Origin of the sequence: Brevibacillus brevis, from assembly GCF_900637055.1 — a bacterium.
In the GTDB taxonomy this organism is placed as follows: domain Bacteria; phylum Bacillota; class Bacilli; order Brevibacillales; family Brevibacillaceae; genus Brevibacillus; species Brevibacillus brevis.
This window is the reverse complement of record NZ_LR134338.1, coordinates 848893-868352: the sequence shown is the minus strand read 5'-3', so window position 1 is coordinate 868352 and position 19460 is coordinate 848893. Positions and strand designations below refer to the sequence as shown.

Annotated in this window: 21 protein-coding genes, 1 pseudogene and 1 riboswitch; of the genes and pseudogenes, 5 read left to right on the top strand and 17 right to left on the bottom strand. The window is 47.3% G+C overall.

The genetic code is table 11. The annotated features are described in order from the left end of the window. Positions 1–79 precede the first annotated feature (79 nt). Together EL268_RS04520 and EL268_RS04515 are read left to right on the top strand one after the other, a co-directional pair. Positions 80–697: a DUF47 domain-containing protein gene (locus EL268_RS04520; protein WP_106656238.1), complete on the top strand. Its 618-nt coding sequence runs from the start codon at positions 80–82 to the stop codon at positions 695–697. A gap of 19 nt (positions 698–716) precedes the next feature. Then, complete coding sequence (locus tag EL268_RS04515) at positions 717–1724, top strand: inorganic phosphate transporter (RefSeq protein ID WP_106656237.1); 1008 nt, start codon at positions 717–719, stop codon at positions 1722–1724. A 117-nt stretch (positions 1725–1841) separates the two neighbouring features. On the opposite strand, the gene EL268_RS04510 is transcribed toward EL268_RS04515, so the two are convergent. The 5 genes and pseudogenes from EL268_RS04510 to EL268_RS04490 form a co-directional block, all read right to left on the bottom strand. After that, on the bottom strand, positions 1842–2399 hold the full coding sequence (locus EL268_RS04510) for a DUF4825 domain-containing protein (RefSeq protein ID WP_106656236.1): 558 nt from the start codon (positions 2397–2399) through the stop codon (positions 1842–1844). 105 nt (positions 2400–2504) lie between these two features. Continuing rightward, positions 2505–2693: pseudogene (locus tag EL268_RS04505) on the bottom strand (PadR family transcriptional regulator); the annotation flags it as partial. Between the two features lie 87 nt (positions 2694–2780). Further along, the gene (locus tag EL268_RS04500) at positions 2781–4220 is read right to left on the bottom strand and encodes a hypothetical protein (RefSeq protein WP_106656235.1); all 1440 of its coding nucleotides are present in this window, start codon (positions 4218–4220) and stop codon (positions 2781–2783) included. Beyond that, positions 4201–4743, bottom strand: a complete 543-nt coding sequence (locus tag EL268_RS04495; RefSeq protein ID WP_015893149.1) for an RNA polymerase sigma factor — start codon at positions 4741–4743, stop codon at positions 4201–4203. Before EL268_RS04495 ends, EL268_RS04500 begins: the two co-directional genes overlap by 20 nt. 16 nt (positions 4744–4759) lie before the next feature. After that, the gene (locus EL268_RS04490; RefSeq protein WP_106656234.1) at positions 4760–6379 is read right to left on the bottom strand and encodes a hypothetical protein; all 1620 of its coding nucleotides are present in this window, start codon (positions 6377–6379) and stop codon (positions 4760–4762) included. 265 nt (positions 6380–6644) lie between these two features. Here EL268_RS04490 and EL268_RS04485 point away from each other — a divergent pair, with 265 nt between their 5' ends. After that, entirely contained in the window at positions 6645–7034 is a 390-nt protein-coding gene (locus EL268_RS04485; protein ID WP_106656233.1) for a cupredoxin domain-containing protein, read from the top strand. Here the strand turns inward: EL268_RS04485 and EL268_RS04480 are convergent. The 3 genes from EL268_RS04480 to EL268_RS04470 form a co-directional block, all read right to left on the bottom strand. Then, the gene (locus EL268_RS04480; protein WP_106656232.1) at positions 7031–8245 is read right to left on the bottom strand and encodes an MFS transporter; all 1215 of its coding nucleotides are present in this window, start codon (positions 8243–8245) and stop codon (positions 7031–7033) included. The genes EL268_RS04485 and EL268_RS04480 overlap by 4 nt on opposite strands. A 67-nt stretch (positions 8246–8312) precedes the next feature. Further along, positions 8313–9248, bottom strand: a complete 936-nt coding sequence (locus tag EL268_RS04475; RefSeq protein ID WP_106656231.1) for a 4-hydroxy-3-methylbut-2-enyl diphosphate reductase — start codon at positions 9246–9248, stop codon at positions 8313–8315. A 60-nt stretch (positions 9249–9308) separates the two neighbouring features. Continuing rightward, positions 9309–10238, bottom strand: coding sequence for a ketopantoate reductase family protein (locus tag EL268_RS04470; RefSeq protein WP_106656230.1), 930 nt, complete (start codon positions 10236–10238; stop codon positions 9309–9311). A 225-nt stretch (positions 10239–10463) separates the two neighbouring features. Between EL268_RS04470 and glnA the strand changes: the two genes are divergently transcribed. Next, positions 10464–11882, top strand: coding sequence for a type I glutamate--ammonia ligase (gene glnA / locus EL268_RS04465; protein ID WP_106656229.1), 1419 nt, complete (start codon positions 10464–10466; stop codon positions 11880–11882). Between the two features lie 121 nt (positions 11883–12003). Then, complete coding sequence (locus tag EL268_RS04460) at positions 12004–12711, top strand: L,D-transpeptidase family protein (protein WP_106656228.1); 708 nt, start codon at positions 12004–12006, stop codon at positions 12709–12711. 391 nt (positions 12712–13102) lie between these two features. On the opposite strand, the gene EL268_RS04450 is transcribed toward EL268_RS04460, so the two are convergent. From EL268_RS04450 to EL268_RS04410, 9 genes are all read right to left on the bottom strand, one after another. Then, complete coding sequence (locus tag EL268_RS04450) at positions 13103–13189, bottom strand: YjcZ family sporulation protein (protein ID WP_106656226.1); 87 nt, start codon at positions 13187–13189, stop codon at positions 13103–13105. A gap of 319 nt (positions 13190–13508) precedes the next feature. Further along, positions 13509–14063 carry a delta-aminolevulinic acid dehydratase gene (locus tag EL268_RS04440; RefSeq protein WP_106656224.1) on the bottom strand — a complete coding sequence of 185 codons (555 nt, stop codon included), beginning with the start codon at positions 14061–14063 and terminating at the stop codon, positions 13509–13511. Between the two features lie 217 nt (positions 14064–14280). Continuing rightward, positions 14281–14775, bottom strand: coding sequence for a hypothetical protein (locus EL268_RS04435; protein ID WP_106656223.1), 495 nt, complete (start codon positions 14773–14775; stop codon positions 14281–14283). Positions 14776–14946: 171 nt separating this feature from the next. Next, positions 14947–15111, bottom strand: a complete 165-nt coding sequence (locus EL268_RS32645; RefSeq protein WP_164724431.1) for a hypothetical protein — start codon at positions 15109–15111, stop codon at positions 14947–14949. A 54-nt stretch (positions 15112–15165) separates the two neighbouring features. Next, positions 15166–16014, bottom strand: a complete 849-nt coding sequence (locus EL268_RS04430) for an energy-coupling factor ABC transporter ATP-binding protein (RefSeq protein ID WP_106656222.1) — start codon at positions 16012–16014, stop codon at positions 15166–15168. Beyond that, positions 16011–16808: a cobalt ECF transporter T component CbiQ gene (gene cbiQ, locus EL268_RS04425; RefSeq protein WP_106656221.1), complete on the bottom strand. Its 798-nt coding sequence runs from the start codon at positions 16806–16808 to the stop codon at positions 16011–16013. Before cbiQ ends, EL268_RS04430 begins: the two co-directional genes overlap by 4 nt. Further along, positions 16805–17089 carry an energy-coupling factor ABC transporter substrate-binding protein gene (locus tag EL268_RS04420; protein ID WP_106656220.1) on the bottom strand — a complete coding sequence of 95 codons (285 nt, stop codon included), beginning with the start codon at positions 17087–17089 and terminating at the stop codon, positions 16805–16807. Before EL268_RS04420 ends, cbiQ begins: the two co-directional genes overlap by 4 nt. After that, positions 17086–17850, bottom strand: a complete 765-nt coding sequence (locus tag EL268_RS04415) for an energy-coupling factor ABC transporter permease (RefSeq protein ID WP_106656219.1) — start codon at positions 17848–17850, stop codon at positions 17086–17088. The genes EL268_RS04420 and EL268_RS04415 overlap by 4 nt, the downstream gene beginning before the upstream one ends. Before the next feature lie 149 nt (positions 17851–17999). Then, positions 18000–18193: riboswitch (cobalamin riboswitch) on the bottom strand. 133 nt (positions 18194–18326) lie between these two features. Further along, entirely contained in the window at positions 18327–19418 is a 1092-nt protein-coding gene (locus EL268_RS04410; protein ID WP_106656218.1) for a quinone-dependent dihydroorotate dehydrogenase, read from the bottom strand. Positions 19419–19460 lie beyond the last annotated feature (42 nt).

Here is a 19460-nt window from a genome sequence, read left to right as displayed (position 1 = left end):
AGTTAGTGAAAAAGTGCATAATCCCCACCTCCTCCACTCAAAATACTCCTATTCGGGTTTTTGAAGTGGAGGTTTGTTTATGCTTTTTACCAAATCGGACGCACTCTTGGATGATTTGTATGAGATTGCGAAAAATGTACATCAAACAGCGATCTATTTTAATGAATACAAGATTACTTCATTAGAGACTGTCAAAACCTTTTCTACAGAGATGAAGGAGTACGAAACAAAAGGCGACAAGCTTATCCATGAAATCATCGTGCAAATCAACAAAACATTTATTACCGCCATCGAGCGTGAGGACGTCCTGGACCTTGCCGTCAAGCTGGATGATGTGCTGGATGGATTGGAGTTTTGCGCTTCGAGGCTCTATATGTACGACATCATAGAAGCAGATGAAACGATGGTGAGATTCGGTCAACTCATCGAAGACGCTACCAAGCAAATTCTTCTCGCCATCGAACTACTCCAAAAGCAAAAGCTGGCCGATATGAAGGAGTACATCATCCGCATTAACGATTTGGAAAGCGAAGGGGATGAATTGGTGAGGGGGAGCATCAGGCAATTGTTCAAGACCTCAAGCGATCCGATTCACATCATGCAGCTCAAAGAGGTTTACGAAGTGCTGGAAGATGTCATGGATCATTGCGAGGATGTCGCCGATGCGATGGAATCCGTGATCATGGGCAACTCTTAAACCAAGGAGACCTACTTTCATGCATACGAGCCTTCCTCTTGTTATTGCGGTTATTATCCTGGCTGTTTCCTTTGACTTTATCAACGGATTTCATGATACAGCCAATGCCATTGCAACCACCGTATCCACCAAAGCTCTCCCGCCTAAGATTGCCATTGGCCTGGCGGCTATCATGAATTTTATCGGTGCCCTGACATTTACCGGGGTCGCGAAAACAATCGGTGGAGATATCGCCGATCCAGCCAAGTTGGAATTCGGTGTGCTTGTGGTCATGGCTGCTCTCCTGGCTGCGATCCTTTGGAATTTGATTACGTGGTGGTACGGTATCCCCAGCAGTTCGTCTCACGCTCTCATCGGCTCACTCGTAGGTGCTGTCCTCGCTTCCGCCGGGAGCGCGCAGATCAATTGGGCTGGTTTTTTAAAAATATTCCAGGCGCTCATTTTGTCACCGGTTATCGCGCTGGTTGCCGCTTATCTCATGATGAATTTGGTCTATTTCATTTTCAGTCGGGTCATGGTTCCCCCCACCAAGGTCAATCGGGGTTTTCGCCTCTTTCAAATTTTCACGGCGGCCCTGCAATCCTTTACGCATGGAACGAATGACGCACAGAAAGCGATGGGCATTATCGTGTTCGCGCTTGTAGCCGCAGACCTGCATGCAGATACGAGCACGATTCCTTTCTGGGTGCAGTTCATTTGTGCCCTCGCGATGGGATTGGGAACCTCTGTCGGAGGCTGGAAAATCATCAAGACGGTCGGGGGCAAAATCACCAAGATTGAACCGATTAATGGGGCCACTGCCGATCTCACCTCGTCTTCGATCATTTTTACCTTTACGCAGTTAGGCTTGCCTGTTAGCTCAACCCACGTCATCTCTTCCGGGATCATGGGGGTCGGTGCAGCCAAACGGCTAAAAAGCGTCAATTGGGGCGTTGCCAAACGCATCGTGATCACCTGGTTTATTACGCTTCCGATTTCTGCCTTGCTCGCTGCAGCAACGTATTTGTTGCTACACGTATTTATCTAAAAGCAAAAGGGACGAGTATCAGGCTCGCCCCTTTTTTCTTTTATCTTAATGGAAAGCCCAAGTAAGACTCTCCATTTTGTAAAGTAACCTCCAAGGAGTTTGGCTTCAGATGACTGACTATATACGCTCTATTTCCATCATTCCCTCTTCAACAAATTGGTCATCCCGCAACTTGTCCTGCACACCTGTCTTCCACTTTTCTTTTGTCAACAGCGATGCCAAATCCTCACCGAAGAGACCTTGAATAGCAACTCGTGCGGCAACAATCGTAGTATCTGAAAAACGATATTCGATTGTTTGCAAATTGTCTACCAGCGCAAAGGCTGACACGGAGTTATACAGCATCGCTTGCTTGAACAATTTTGCCTCGACATCGGTCGTCTTGTCCTCGTAATGGATCTCAATCGTAAACTTCTCCGGACGAAGCTGAAAGGTTCTCTTGAGCTGATCCAACGGCAGATGATTGAACATGACCAGATTCGAAGTAGCGCCCATGTATTTGTTTTTGTATGGCAAAATAGATTCCAAATCGTGAGTCAGCGGGCTTTGCTGAGCCAATTGATATTGCTCGGATTGAGCTTCGTTCTCCGGGATAATCATGATCTGAATGACCATGAACAGGACAACCCCGATAAGAACCAAGGCAAGTATGATTTTATTTCGCAATGACGTCACCTTCCCCTACATCGTAATTCAAAATAAGTCGCGGTATGGCGTGGAGCCACAGTGGTATAAGGATGGAGAGAAAAGGCAGCGCATATGATACGGCAACGTTAGCCCTTCTACACTTTTCAAACTGGTATACAAAGAGGGCTCTTTCAGTTCGTAGCGACCGTCGCTGTTTTTGAAAATGGCTTTGATGATTTCGTACCCATAGTTATCGCCGTCACACAGGACACGAAGAATAATCGTATCGATATGACCGCGGATAATTTCACTGCTGATACTGCTGTCACTCCTCTCGTTCACCTCGCATCTACAGCATAATACATAACAAAAAAACAAGACCACTCAAAAAGTTGAGATGGTCTGGAACAAATAGGCAGCCCGGTCGTTTTATTGTTTCACCTGGTACACCAGATAGGGTGCTGGCGTCCGTTTTCCGTTAAATTCCGGCCAAACATAAAGCAGTTCCAGTGAGGGACTATTCCCCTTGTTAGGCTCTGTAGATGACTCGCCTATCTCTGAAAAATTCCCTTCCAGGCCTACTACCTGTCTGCTGGTGCTATCCACCCAAACCTTATACTTGTGACTCTCCGCTAATGCTCCTTGTGTAATGGCAATGAAGTCTAGCCTGATTGCTGAGTCTTCCACCGCCGAGCCCTCCATTGCAAGCTGCGTGATTTGTCTTGGCAAATAGTACGCCAGTTTTTTGGCACCGATTTGGGCTGCTTCTGCTTGGGACAGATCCGGGGAAGTATGTGACTCCGTATTTGTTCTCATCCGATACGCCAGCAGTTGACCAGATTTCTTGGCAAACCTCGCAGTGAGATAAGTAGCATCTGTCATTTTCCACGTATATTCCATGTACGAGTCGTGTTCTTCTGTTGATAATGGACGGTTAACCTCTTCGATACCTACACCGAACTCTTTTTGGATCAGAGTGGCTATCTCCTCATCCGAGTTGGCCATGAGCAGCTTACCTTGTGCCTGAATCGGGATGAAGCTATAGCTACCAGTTGCTGCCACGCTCTGAAAGCGACGATCGAGGACTTCCCCGTTCAATGCGTTGATATAGCCTGCAAAAGTCGCTACTTCTTCTTGCTTCAAACTGGCTGTCAGCCTTTGTACTGCTTCCTCTTTGGAAATTGCCTTTTCCGGGTTGGGGAATATCGAGAGATCCGCTTCTGCATCGAGATTCTCCTCAATGACCATACCCGCTGGTGATCCATCTGACTCCAAGTGAACCTTCACGACACTGTCGGCGAACGGTATACCGTTAATCACGCGTTGAAAAACAGCCGTATCTTTTTCCTGATGGTTAGAAGCGAGTTGATATTGCTTACTCTTATCGCCTAATTTCTGCTTCATATATTGCTCCACAGACAGCGTCGGCGTATTGCTTGCCGTGGTTGCCGTTTTTGGGAGCGATTGTGATTGCGTAATGACACTCTGTTCTTTCTGTTTGGGCTGTTCTTTCACCTGGCTTATTTTCCGCTGCTCGGCAACAAGAGGAATATTCCTTTGCTCCGGTATGTCCTTCTCTTTTGCCAGTAAAGGCGCATTCTCTGCACGCTGCTCCGTACGTACACTGCTAGTCCCATCTGGTGCTTCTTTTCCGTCAGGCACAGCTACCAAGAGAGCCAGTACGACAGTTGCAGCTGCACCTCCTGTCATCGACAAGATACGGCCCACTTTTTTCCTCTGCTTCATCTGCCTTGCCTGTTTAACCAACGTCTGATCCAAATAGGTGACAAATTCCTGACGAGGGGGTGGGTCTTGCCTTCTTAACCCTCGCAGTTGGACCGTCAGCTTCTCATCCTCTAGCCCACTCATTTAGAAAGCCCCCTTCCTCCGTATCATCCATCATTTCTTTGACCAGCTTTAATGCCCGATGGGTGTTTACTTTCACCTTGGATTCCGATACACCCAGGATTTCTGCCGTCTCCTTGACGCTGTATTCCTCGATGCAGCGCAAAATCAGAACCAGACGATAATGGGGCGCTAGCTTTTGGATCGCTTGCTTCAGCTCACGAACGTTTTCCCTCTTGGTCAGGACGTTTTCCGGACTCCCTTCCTTGGTCGCCAGCTTCATCAGCCAGTTTTCTGAGAAAAAGGACTTGACCTTCTGCTTGCGATGCTGGTCGATCGCCGCATGCTTGGCAATGGAGAAGAGCCATGTTTTCAGAGTGACTCTGCCATCAAATCCGGCCAGCCCTTTTAACACTCTCGTAAAAACCTCCTGCGTCAAATCCTCGGCATCATTCTGGTTGCCGGTAAAATGGAGCAGAAAGTAGTAAACGTCCTGATAGTGAGCATGATAGATCGCGCTAATCCGCTGCTCGATATCCTCCTGCACGGGTTAGCCTCCTGTCTTAGTACGGATTGTAATGAATTTCACCTGTAGTAGTAAATTTGCCGGTTAGGGCATCAATTTCTCGGTGCTCTAGGGATATGGCTGTTCTGTACACCAGAATGGGTTGATAACTTGGGTTATCTGACAAAATATTGGCATCCGGTGTGAGATATTGCAGCTCCAGTGGACGCACTTTCAAGTATTCCTTTAGCGCCTGCTCATGTGATACAGCTTTTTTGGGGTCAGGCAGAATGAGTGGTTCCCAAGATACATCCTCCATATGCAGACCTTTCACCTCTCCCGTGATACGGTCTATTCTGATAAAAATCTCATCATCCAGAACGGGAATCCCTTCGTGCACATTTGCAAACTTGAAGCCCAGCACAGCACCTCTCTGTTGAAACTCTGCTGTCCCAATTGGCATCACTTCTTTTAAATGCTTTGGTCCGTACTTTTCCAGCGCAGCAATAGCTAGTTTCATCGATTCTTCTGGCGTTAGCCATTTCTTTCCGTTTGGATCTTCTTTAGGGAATTTTATTCCTCCCTTTCTCTTGTCAACCACACGGTAGCTCACGAATCGTCCTGTTTCTTCCTCCGTTTCAATTTCAGCATCAAAGTCTTTATTGATTTCATGTGTATATTTCTTACCTTTCGTATCTTCAGAAACTCCTTCTTTTATTTTTTCAGCTTTGCTCTCGATCCCAAAAGCAGCGAACATAGCTACTGCTTCCTCTGTCGTCTTTACGGTTACTTCCTTACCGACAGGATTCACTCTGACAATGGGGTTATATGCACTCCCCGAACCTTCATAATCAGGAACTTCCTTGCCTGTTTTGGCATCGATAAATTCCGAGAATTCCGATTTGTAGCGTAAGGTAGGAGAGCCATACAAGTATTTCTTCGTTTTCTCGTCCCATCTCTCTACTGGCTGTTTCAAATAAAAGAGCTTCAGGTGTTTGGCGAAGGCTTTTTCAGCCTGATCCTTGGATATGGCTTCCTTAGGATCAGAAAACTTCATATTTTCCAAGGCGGGTGCATCGTCTCCAAGATTATGTAAACCTGATCCTTTCGAAATAAATTCTCCTTTGCTGTTTACAGTTAGACGAACATTGATATTCAGATACGGAAGTCCGTTTACCAGTTTTGTAAAATGGGCCTCGTCGTTGTCCTGTGAATAGTTAGGGTTATAGGCAAAGCCGCCCATATCTGGACCATACCATTGTTTCATAAAATCTGTTGCCTTACTCTTTACTTTGTCATGTTCAATCTTGGGTCTTTCTTCTTCAGGAAACTCCTCATCGTACTTAAACGTATCTGGATTCCCTTGTTCATCCAAATACAGTCTGAATGACGGCTTCTTCTTCTCTTTGGATGTTTGTAAGGTGATTTTGATGCGATTCCTTCCATCATCTTTTTCTAAAATCTCTAGCGTACTGTAAGAAAAATCGGCTAAATACGGCAGCCTTTCCTTTACCTTTTGGATTGCAAGCTCTACCTTCACTTTCCATTCAGGTGTAAGCTCCTTTGCCTTGCTCTCCTCCGCAAGCACTTGACCATTATTCGTCAGATGGATTGGCGTAGTAGCAAGTAGAGTTGCAGTTGTTACTGAAAAAATCACTTTATTCAGCTTTTTCATCATGTACATCCTCCCGTATTTTTTTCAACGTTAATTAATCGTAAGAAATAGCAAAAGGTTACAAAAAATACAAAATAAAAAAAGGCTGTTGAATCAATCATCAACAGTTGCGGCCATACAAAAGCTGATCATACCCGAAACGATTTTTTTCATACGTTTTTCCACCCCTTCTTCAATCGAATAGGGAAAAAGTGTTTATCCCCCTCACTCCGGGGACAGGATAATAGTAACTTCCCATGCTATGGTCCTCAAAGGAGTTGAAAGCACAATGTCTCGTCACTGGTATCGGCAGCTTCGTTATCCACTCATCGCTCTGGCTGTGACATTAACGCTACTTTGGACACATCATCACCACCGCCTGCCCGCTTCGTACGCTGTCGCGACGCGGACACATACCGTTACGATTTCTAGCGCTGGCTTTGTGCCCAATCAATTGACTGCACACGAAGGAGAGCGCGTCTCGTTGATGATCGTCAACACCGATACGCGCCCTCACAATCTATCCATTCGTGATCTGAATCTTACATCCACAGAATTGAAGCCAACCCAATCGACTCTCTTACAGTTTTCAGCCGCCAAACGCGGTCGGTATCATTTCGTATCAGACGCACCTGGCTATCCGGAAACAGGCTTCCAAGGCATGCTCGTCATTGACTAGGCTTGCACTTCTTCGTCTGGTGAGATTTGCTTCCACCGTCCGAATTTTATCATGAGCAGAGGAATGATCCCGATCGTAGTGATGATTCCAAAAAACAAATAAATGGCTAGCACCGAAAACGAATCTTTCATCCACCCTGCTACTAAATTGCAAAACATCGAACCAAGCCCGCCTCCCACTGAAAAGAAGATGGCCAGCGCCGTCACCTGAAGGGATGCGGGCGTATTTTCGCGCACAAATTGGGCCGCTGTTGCCAAATAAAAACCTACTGAAATCCCCTGGACAAAGAACATGGCAATCACGGCAGTGGTACTTGGAGCTGAGCTATACCAGAACCAGCGCATTGCGCAAAAAATCGCAGATAGCAAGAGCGTCAGCTCCAATCCCCACCTGCGGACAATATAACCCGCCAGCTTCATAAAAGGAGCCTCACTGCCTGCAAACAACAAGAAGGCAAGACCGATTCCGGCAACGGTCCCTCCGATATCCTGATAAAACAGGGAAAACCAAATATTATTGGCGTTTACTGAGCCCATCATGCAAAAGGATGAAATCAAAAACAACGCAAATCGCGGAATTCGGGCCAAATCCCTTATCCCCGCAAGCATACTGACACGAAACCGCGAAGCCTCTGTCACTTCTTCCGGAACCTTCTGAAGAAACAGAATGGCAATCAGAAACGCCAAGCAAAACGAGTAAAAAAGAACATGTGGCCCCCACTGCTCAACGAGAAGACCGGTGATGAACGCCGCTAACGCAAAGCCGATTGCTCCCCACAAGCGAATGTCGCCAAACTGAATGCCATGTCCCTTGGCATAACCGAGAGCCAAGCTATCTGAGATGGGAACGACGGCACTTTGAAAAAACGACAACAGGATGTAGAGCAAGAAGACGTAGACAAAGGTAGAGACACCCGTAAAGAGAAGTCCCACCAACCCGGTGATGGTCAATGTCAGAATCAGCACAGTTTTGCGAATTTGAAAGCGATCACAGATCATACCCCACATCGGCTGTGCCACAATGGAAACGATCGGCGCAACTGCACTGATGAGACCAATTTGGGTCCCGGTTAGATGGATGGATTCGTAGTATTGCGTAATGAGCGGAGCAAAAGCGCCAAGCCCGTAGTAAATAAAAAGATAAAGGGCGCAAAGACTTACGTATCTGCCTTTTGCGCCCCCCAGCCCGAAAGCGGAAAGTGATTCTGGCATATAACTCTCCTATTTTGAGGTTAGTTAACCGTGTAAGAAAACATAACACAGAGCATGCCTACATGATTTATTTTACCGTTGGCAATATTTTCGCCATGTTGACCGTCCGCTTCTTTTCCCATGTAGCCGGGTTGAACTCATCGAACTGCTCCAAGAAGGTGATGACTTCCTTCGTCAATGGAGTCGGCGTCGAAGCGCCAGAAGTAACCGCAACATTTTTCTTTCCACGCAGCCATTCAATATCCAGCTCAGACAAATCAGCGATTCGATAAGACGGGACATTCGCGATTTCTTCCGAGACCTGTGCCAAACGATTGGAGTTGTTGCTGCGCGGATCGCCTACGACGATGCACAAATCTGCTTCTCCTACTTGCTCCGCTACAGCTTCCTGACGAACCTGCGTAGCGAGACAAATTTCATTATGAACTTCCACGCCAGGAAAACGCTGAAGAATGGCGTCCATCAGATGTTTGACGTCCCATTGGCTCATTGTCGTCTGATTCGTGACGATCAGCTTGTTTGTTGGTAGATCGAGCGCGTCCAGCTCTTCCAGCTTTTGAACAAGATGCACGTGATCCGGCGCGATCCCCATAGCCCCCTCTGGCTCTGGATGTCCTTTTTTCCCGATGTAGAGCACATGATAGCCATCTGCTACTTTTTCACGGATCAAATCATGTGTCTTCGTTACATCCGGGCAAGTCGCGTCGACGACGGTCAGGCCTTTATCGCGTGCTTTCTTGCGTACCTCAGGAGATACGCCATGGGCAGTGAAGATTACCGTTCCCTCATGAATCTGATCCAAGAGAGCGAGTCGATCCTCCCCATCCAATGTTTTTATCCCTTGTTTTTCAAACGCCTCGACGACGTGAGCATTGTGTACGATCATGCCCAAGATATGAATCGGGCGGGGCAAGTCAAAGTTTTGCGCTGTTCGCAGTGCCAAGACCATGGCATCTACTACACCGTAACAATATCCACGGGGTGAAATCTTGATGACTTCCATCTTTACCCCTCCTACTTTTAATAATGCGTGAGTGAAAGAGATTTCACCCAGTATTATACCTTATTTGTCTCCTGCACGCTTCTGTTCATAAACCTTCAGATTATTGTAGACAACTTTTAAAAGCGGTGTGGACAAGCCTTTTTGTTTTGCTCTCTCCAAGAGATAGCCTTGAAGATGATCCGCTTCCACCGGAAGACCTTTTTCCATATCACGCAGCATCGACGATTTCGTTTGAGGACGCTGATTTTGGAAAGTCTCCATCTGCTTGTCGACGATATCCGGCTTGATTGGTGCCTCCAAAGCGTTCATGACAGAAGCAATTTCCTCAGCGAGCTGACGTGTCAGCTCTACGCCCCAAGCCGAATCCCGGATTGGTCCAACCGCGGAATTCATCAGTGTGGTAATACCGGAAAACGTCGCAATAAACAAGTATTTGTGCCAAGCTTCCCGTTGAATATTTGCACTTGCACGCATCGTTCCGTTGATCTTGGAAAAGGCTTGCTCGATTCGCTCTACACGCTCGCTTTTGCCGCCTTCCCACTCACCGAAAACCGCATCATGAATAGGACTTGTCTGCACGACATCTCCGTCAGCATTCAGCGTCGTCTCAATGAAACAAAGACCTCCGAGCACGCGCTCCCGGCCAAAACGACCCCACAGCAGCTCCATATGCGCGATTCCGTTCAACAGCGGAATGACGACTGTGTCCTCGCCTACGTAAGGAGCAATGGCATCGACGCTATCTTCCAGCGTGTAAGCTTTGTTGGACAATAGCACAACATCAAATGGACCTGCTTCCTCACCCGCTTGGATCAGTTGCGGCTGCTCCAGAAGCAAATCCCCATGAATGCTCTGAATGCGCAAGCCTCGCTCTTGCAGCTGTTTGTATCTACGTTCGCGCACAAGAAATGTTACATCTATCCCCGATTCAACCAGCCTGCCACCAAAATAACCGCCAATGCCCCCCGCTCCCAGTACGAGAACCTTCATCTATATCGCCTCCGCGTTTATAAGTCTTGGTTTGTCTACATTTTATTAGAAAGTAACCATTTTCTAAACCCCAGAATATGATGTTAGAAAATCTAACAATAAACGTCAGAAAACCTCTTGACGAACAATGAGAATTGTCGATATAATTCGGAATATAGAAATCAAGGAAAACCCGAACGTTGATAATGAATTCATAACTTTAATTCGTGAATGGAGTGAATCATATTGGATATGAAAACAGTCTTGTCCACAATTGACGCAGAAAAAGTGGAATATGTAGATTTTCGCATCGTTGACCTCCTCGGCCGCCAACACCATGTCACCGTTCCTGCCTACGCGGTAGATGAAGGAACATTCCGAAATGGCGTCGCATTTGACGGCTCTAGTCTTACCGGCTATAAGTCCATCGAGGAAAGCGACATGGTAGCGATGCCCGATCCGGCAACCGCCTTCATCGATCCATTTGTAGAAGCCAAAACCATGAATATCATCTGCAACATCGTCAATCCAGACAACACCGTCTACACACGCGATCCACGCGGTATTGCACTCAAGGCTGAAGCCTATCTGCAACAAACCGGCCTCGCTACCGCCGCTTACTTTGGTCCAGAATCCGAGTTCTTCCTTTTTGACAACGTACGCTATGCCTCTGGTCCATCTGGCTCCTTCTTCCACATCGATTCAGAAGAAGCTTTCTGGAACACAGGTAAAGAAGGACAAAACCTCGGCTACAAAGTACGCAACAAGGGCGGATACTTCCCTGTTCAACCAACCGACTCCCAAATGGATATCCGCAATGAAATGTGCACGTTGATGACGAAATGCGGTATGCATGTAGAGCGCCATCACCATGAGGTGGCAACAGCCGGTCAAGGTGAGATTAATTTCCGCTTCGATACACTGACTCGTACAGCAGACAATCTATTGCTGTTCAAATACATCGTGCGCAACGTAGCTGCGAAGCACGGCAAAACAGCTACCTTCATGCCAAAACCAATCGTTGGTGATAACGGTTCAGGGATGCATGTTCACCAAAGCTTGTTTAACGGCGATACCCCGTTGTTCTATGAGCAAGGCGGTTACGCAAACCTCAGTGAGACGGCGCTGCACTACATTGGCGGTATTTTACACCACGCCCCTGCACTCATTGCCTTGACGAACCCAAGCACCAACTCGTTCAAGCGTCTGGTTCCGGGATACGAAGCACCAGTGAATCTGGTCTTCTCCAAAGGAAATCGCTCTGCTGCCGTTCGGATTCCGATTGCTGCCGTTACGCCAAAAGCTTCCCGCATTGAGTTCCGCACCCCGGACTCTACTGCTAACCCGTACTTGGCTTTTGCTGCCATGCTAATGGCCGGCCTCGATGGCATCAAGCGCAAGCTCGACCCGCGTGCACTGGGCTTTGGGCCATTGGATAAAAACATCTATGACTTGTCCGATGCGGAAAAACACGAAATCAAGAGCGCTCCCGGCTCTCTCGCAGAAGCACTTGTCGCACTTGAACAAGACCATGACTTCTTGCTCGAAGGGGATGTTTTCACAAAAGAAGTAATTGAAGGCTGGATTGCACAAAAACGCGGTGAGATTGAGCAAGTTGAGCGGACGGTGAATCCGAAAGAGTATGAACTGTATTACGACCTATAAGTTGCAGGAAAAAGCCCTTCTCTGATGAGGAGGGCTTTCATATGCGTTCGAATAAAAGACGATTCCCAATCACAAATTAAAAGCGGATTGTCAAAAACAGATGATGGGATGCGCATTGATCATGTTGATTCAAAAGATAACTCGCTTTGTCATAAAAGGTGCTGCGATTATCCTTCTGACCGTAAGTATTTCAGCCGCTATCGGCCAGAAAATCGCTTACGCCAACCCTTCGTTACCAATCATAAGCGATCAAGGTATTTATACAATTGAGGTCTATCCGAGAAAACATCAACTGATCATCCGGAAGCATGGGAAAGTATTGAAAACCTATGCGGTTGCAGTTGGTAATCCTTCAACACCTACACCTGTTGGCGAATATAAAGTCGTAGCAAAAGGAAAAGATTGGGGACCCTCATTCGGTCCGAGATGGCTGGGGTTAAACGTCCCATGGGGAATTTATGGCATCCACGGCACAAACAAGCCTCATTCAATCGGCCAGCATTTGAGCCACGGTTGTATTCGTATGAGAAACAATGACGTAATCGAATTATTCAAGATAACTCCACTCGGAACAAAAGTAACGATCTATGGGCATTTATTGGGGGACCCAGGCCATGATCCTAGGAATTTAGCGGAAGGCGACGTTGGTGGAGATGTACAGCTCATCCAGTCTCGATTGAAGAGCGCTGGTTATTTTCACGGGGTCTGTGATGGCAAGTTTCGTTCCTCTACAACTGCTGCTCTTAAGAAATTTCAGCGCGATCGAAAATTAAGGCCAAACGGTGTCGTGTCCAGCAAGGTTTACGAAGAGCTGGGATTGCTGGAATAACTCCCGACAAGCTTCGTAATTCCTATATGAACCTTCTAAACATATTTCCAATCCCATTCGATCCTTGGAAAGTTCTGAATACCTCGTTTGCTATGCGTACACCATTTAAAAGGGTATCTATATCAAGGTTTAGATTAGAAACCCTTGGCGAACGAGACTCTCTTCTCGCCCGACGGCTCGTCTTGGTCCACTCTTGATAATACCGCCCAAGGGAATCGGGATTTTTATGCAGCTTTCTGATCGAGACCTTATTCGACTTGAGCCAATCTGCAAATTCAGGGCTAAAGCCATTCATTTGTCTAGCCACCTTTTACTCTCACCTCGTTTCATAAATGAATAATGCAAAGGGATTGTATGTCCCTTTGCATTACTCTTTTGCTACACATATTTCCTAATCCCAAGAACATCCAACAATGACAAGCAAAACGAACAAGACCAGGATCAGAGCAAAGTCATCAAAGCCATTAAAGATACTCATTATGCCTCCCCCTTTCCTTAGACAACACTACTGTATGCGTTTCGCAGATGTTTTGCCTGTACGATGACCTATTAAGCAAAAAGGACGCAAGCATTTGCCCCAATCGTCCCTTCTCCCTCGTACATGTAGACGATCGTGTATCCTTCCTCTCCCTCTTTCCCAACCTCAGCAAGCATTTCTCCTTCCCCGCCTACTATTTTTTTACTTCCATGGCGAAAACCACTATGACAATTCTCGACAAAGACGAATCGTACGCCTACGACTTCTCGTGCATAAAAACGCAAAAAGAGCCTAGTACAAGGCTCCCTTTGCGTTGCATTTACTCTTTTACATAAAGCTGATACATCTCGGTTTCTTCATCAGTTGCTTTTGCGATTCGAAAAGCTTCTTCCACGCTTTTCTTGTTTTGAATTACCTCGTAGAAAAAGCGCAGTGCGAACATCAGCGCAGAATTTCCGTCCGGGTAATCATCTGGCCCGATATACGTATGGCAACCTCTGTCGAGAAAGGCCTTCGCTAATTCGGGATAACCAAGCGAGCATCCGTTACCTACCACGATTTTTCCATCCAGCTTGGCAAAACGTCTAACCTCGTCAGGACCAAAATCACCCTTTGGTTCTCCTTCCTCGTAAACGTCCTCACCCAGCTCTGGCATAATGAGGCTTCCCTCATCGCCATGGAAATTCAGAATAATCATGTCGGTATTTGGGTATAGGTCGCTGCCATTCAATACATCGATCAAATCGCTTGGTCGACCAATCCAGTACGTAAAGACTCGAGCTCCAAAATACTCGAGTGTATTTCGGATTGCGTGGCTATCCAGATCCGTATCCGGACCGATTACTAAGGCTACATTCATTTCAGGTTTACTCATCGTGATATTCCTCCATTTTGTTGTAAGTGGTTTTTATTTGTGGGTAAACAAAACCATTTACTTGGAGGGGGTCGGGCCAACTGGTGAATGGCAAGACGTTACTTCTTGGTCATCATGAATAGGTAAACTCCTCTTCCATTGGAAATTTTTAAAATTTCAAGCAGTATATCACTCAAAATCTGGAAAGTAAAGCTTTTCCCCTCTCGTTTTGCAGCGATTACACAAACCCTTTTTTGATTTTGGTCTTCATGTCACGATACAGCTCTCCGTATGTAATGGCATGCTCGATATGCGAATAGGAAAGCACGGAATCGCCATCCTTGCTCTCGCAGCACGCAAAGAACAAGCTTTCCATCAGATTGTGATTTTCGATGGAGTTGGTAATATGGACGCAATCCTCAATGGAATCATGAGCGTCATGCTTGTAGAAAAGAAACGTCCCTTCTTTGAACGCCCCTTTTTTGTTGGCGTCTTTCCAGATGAGCATGCCCAAGGTAATAAAATACCCTTCCTGGAAGCGGATGACGCCTGTAATGACAGAATTTATCGTAGTCGGAATGATCGCAATTGAATCATTGAGCTGATTGACGTATTCATACAACGCTTTATTGGATTCTCGAAGATCAGCGATCGGTATATGAAGGAGCTGCTTGTCTCTTAATTTTTCTACGAGTTGCTGAACGCATAGCGTCTTATTCAAAGTTGAAATCACAACCTCATCACTTCTCCCATTGTAAGTAAGTGCCTTCTTTACGTTATTCGTGATGAATGGACATATCCCTACAAAATCCGCGCAAATCTTCTTAACTTTTCAGCGAGAATCATTCCATGAAAAAAGCCCTTCACGCCTTTTATGTGGCGAGAAGGGCTCTTTGGCGCAAATTTACGCCTTTCCTTTTAGGTAATCATCCTTTATCTTCTTTTCCTGTTCGGCGGTGGTCATCTCTTTCTCCAATATTTGATACATCAGTTCATCCTTTACATCACGAGAGATTCCTTTTTCCTGATGATTCGGGACAGATGAACTCGAGACAGAGTCATGTTGCATACGCGTACCTCCATGGCTTTTTGGGGTTAGCTTACCCGAAAGCGGCCACCCCATTCACCATACCTGCTGAACACTGAGCCTTTTGCGCAGTTCGTCGACCGAACGCGGAATAGTTCCGCCCAGTTCCCGCTTCCACTGCTCAGGCAGTGCCTCCCACACATCGACAAGCAACGGCATGCCCAGATGAAGACTCTCGAGCATCACTCTGTTTTCCAATGCCTCCTGCGGATCTCCCGCGAAAACAAGCCTGCCTTCATCCATGATGCAAATCCACTCCGCCCATTCAAACGCAATATCCATATCGTGTGTTGCCATCAAAACAGTCGTTCCTTGCTGGTGAATGGCATCGAGCTCACGCAGCAAATTTTTTGTCTGATACCGATCCAGATATGCAGTAGGTTCGTCCAACAGCAAAAGCTCAAGCTCCATGACCATAACCCCCGCGAGTGCCAGACGCCGTTTTTGTCCCAGGCTCAAATGATGTATCGGAGCTTCTGCCAGCTCTCTCAACCCGAATGCATCCAGCGCCTTTTCTACCTTTGCCCGGATTACGTCCGCAGGCAGCTTCTGATTGCATAAACCGTAGGAGATATCTTCCGCGACCGTGCTTGCGATCAGCTGATGCTCGGGATCTTGAAAGACCAAGCCTACCTTTTGTGTCATTTCTTGCAGTGCGGCGCGTTTGTAGACAAGCGGTTTCCCCTTCCACAGCACCTGTCCCTGCTGTGGCTCGATGATCCCGTTTCCATGCAAGAACAAGGTCGACTTCCCACAGCCATTTCGTCCCAAAAGGACACATTTTTTCCCTTCTGGAATCCATAAGGACAGCCCAGACAGAACGGGTCCCCGCCCCCCCGGATACGTGTACTGCAAATCAATAAACTCCAACAACCTTGATGTCATAACCGCCAACCTCCTGTCCACCACTCAAGCAGCACCAGCAGCATACAGCCTGCGATTGACTCCCACTCATAACGGCGCGAGCGAGCATGGGTATGAAACGAGAGCACCTGCATGCTCTCCCCGAAGCCTCTAGCCGCCATTCCTTTGTGCAGGGCTTCGTATTTGCGCATTGCTCTGACAAACAATTGCGCAACGAGAATCCCCGCATCCCGAAGCGTCGCGCGGAAGCCGCGATGACCTCCGCGCGAACGTTGGGCAATCCAGAGCTGGTGAGAAATCGTTACTAACACAAAAATAAACCGATACATGATCATTAATAAGTCAGTCACAAGGACAGGCATACGAAGTCGGCGAAGCACCTGCAGGATTTCGGCAAACGGCACGGTAAACAAAAGGAAGGCAAAGCAGGATAAGCTTGCCATGGTACGCCAAAATAAGATCCAAACTTTACTGAAGGAGGACATCGGCACATAGAGCACATACGATCCCACTTCCCATGCTGTTGCGACCTGGACCTGCACTTCACCTGCTCTCGCCCCTTCTACCATTAGGGCAGGGAGCCCCGCCGCAAAAAACGAGAGCGACACCATCATAAAGGCACAATAGATACGGACAGGAATCCGGGCATACACCACTACCCATACCGTCATCCAGACAACAACGGCCATCTGCATCCATACATGTCCCACCAAGACGAGCAGTAACAATGCACTCGCCAGCAATAGCTTATGAGCTGGCGGCAGACATTTCAGCCTGTTTTGATAAGAGAGAGAATCAAGCTGCAGCCCGTTCATTTTTTCCGCTTATCCAACCGACCTTTGTACAAGCCCACGGCGTAGCCGATCACTCCCGCTCCCAACGCCGCCTGCACCGCAAACAACAAGCTCTCCGTCTCTCCCCCTGGCGGTTCTATCAGCGGCTGGAACCACGGTTCGTAGCTCGGAGCGATCTCCTTGATCGCTTCCTCTGCCACGCCGTCTGCGCCGCCAAATTCCGAATCCTGCACCAGCAACAGCGGGACAATCGCCAGTACGATTACCCCCAAGAGTAAAAGCCAGTTCCATCCTTTTTTCACAGCGATTCCTCCCGTTTGAGCAAACGAAGCTGTGTAAGCTCTTTTGCGTTGTAAGATAACAACCAGTTCCAAACAAGAACGGTCAACAAACCTTCACTGATTGCGAGCGGTACTTGCGTGAATGCAAAAATTCCTGCGAATTTGGCAAACGAGGCCAACACTCCACCAGATTCAGCTGGAAATGCGAGTGCCAGTTGAATCGAAGTCACCACATAGGTAGCGAGATCAGCCAAGGCAGCCGCTGCAAAAACAGCCAGACGCTGGCTTCCGCCCACTTTCATGATCATCTGATAGATTCCGTATGCCACAAGTGGTCCTACTACTGCCATGGATACAGCATTTGCCCCTAGCGTAGTCAAACCTCCATGTGCTAAAAGTAAGGCTTGAAACAAGAGCACCATGCTCCCTAACACAGACATCGCAAAAGGTCCAAACATAATGGCGCCAAGGCCCGTTCCAGTCGGGTGAGAGCTGCTGCCTGTAACCGAAGGGATTTTCAGTGCAGATAAAACAAAGGCAAACGCTCCTGCAACACCAATAAGGAGCTTCATTTCGGGATGTTCTTTTACAATCTTGTTAATCGAACGAATCCCAAGAATAAAAAATGGCAAGAAGACAGCCCACCAAAACAAGGCCCAGGATAATGGCAAATACCCTTCCATGATGTGCATCGCGTGTCCTGTCTTTGGTTCATTGAGCAGAAAATACAGGACAAAGCCCGCGATCATCAGACAAGTAGTTACGAGACGAGATCGATTCATGTTCATTCCTCCTTAACTGGCTTTCGTTCGTTCTTTTCCTAACAAACAAAAAAATCCCATCCATCAATGGACGAGATGTGCACACAAAACAACAGACTGATTATACAGCCTCATTGCCTCGTATTCACCGCTCCTTTCCGCGAAGGTTTTGTGGGTGTGGCTACTAGGTAGGTCTCCTGGCTTCCAGATCCATGCGCTCTTTGTCCTTCCCCATACGAAAATGAGTGGTATCCTTATCAAAGAGAGCTCCCTGGTTACAGTGGCGGGACCGCTCGGGACTTTCACCCGATTCCCTGTTACCCTTTATGCGTCACATAAAGGCACCTAACGCCGACAATATGCAATTGACAGACAATTCATGTTTGTCCCACATCATTATACCGAATCACTACATAAATCGGAAGAATATAAGCAAAAACGCATAAACCGATGCCCCACTACAAACGGAGCCATCGATCTATGCGTACTTGTTCTATCTATTCTTTTGCGTCTACGCCAATCACTTCACTAATATGTTTAAAACCATCGCGTTGCATGAGCTTGAGCAGTTTTTTGTTGATTTGCTTGGCGATACCTGGGCCCTGATAAATCATCCCCGTATACACCTGAACGAGACTGGCTCCTGCTCGGATTTTCGCGTAGGCGTCTTCACCGCTATAAATGCCGCCAACACCAATAATTGGCACCTTGTCTCCTACTTCTTGATAAATCTCCTTCACCCAAGCAGTGGAACGCTCCGTAAGAGGTCTTCCGCTCAAGCCTCCTGCTTCCTCGGCAAATCGATGTCCGGAAACCGCCTCGCGTGACAGTGTCGTATTGGTAGCGATAATTCCGGCAATTCCTTCTTCTACAGCAGCGTGAACAACATCGCGCATGTGCTCATCCGACATGTCTGGCGCTACCTTCAGCAGAATCGGTTTTTTCTTGATGGAACGCGCTTCCATTTCAGTTGCCTTTTCCCTTACTGCACGCACCAAATGACGCAAGCTCTCTGTTTCCTGCAAGTCACGCAGATTCGGGGTATTCGGAGAACTGATGTTAATGACGAAATAGTGACCGTATGCATAGAGCATGTCCATACATTTGCTATAGTCGATGGCCGCTTCTTCATTCGGCGTTACTTTGTTTTTCCCAATGTTAATCCCAATCGGAACATCTGAGTATGCGTAATCGACCAAATGCTGGGAAGCCAGATACGCACCGTGATTGTTGAAGCCCATCCGGTTAATGACAGCCTGATGTTCCGGCAATCGGAACAAACGCGGCTTCGGATTGCCTGGCTGTCCCTGCGGCGTCAACGTCCCAATTTCCACAAACCCAAAACCAAGGGCACCCAATGCATGATAGACTTCTGCATTTTTATCAAAACCGGCTGCAAGTCCGACTGGATTCGGAAACGTCATTCCCCACAGCTTATTCTCCAACCGCTGGTCTTTTACCTGATAGATCATCTTCAGGATGCTTTTGCCTGGAGCAGAATCCTCCACCAGCCTTAAGGCACCAATTGTCTTTTCATGAATCTCTTCCGCATCTTGCTGGAACAGATATTTTCTTATGAGCTGATACATCGGCTGCACTCCTTACTCCGTTTCTACCTTTTTACCTCATAG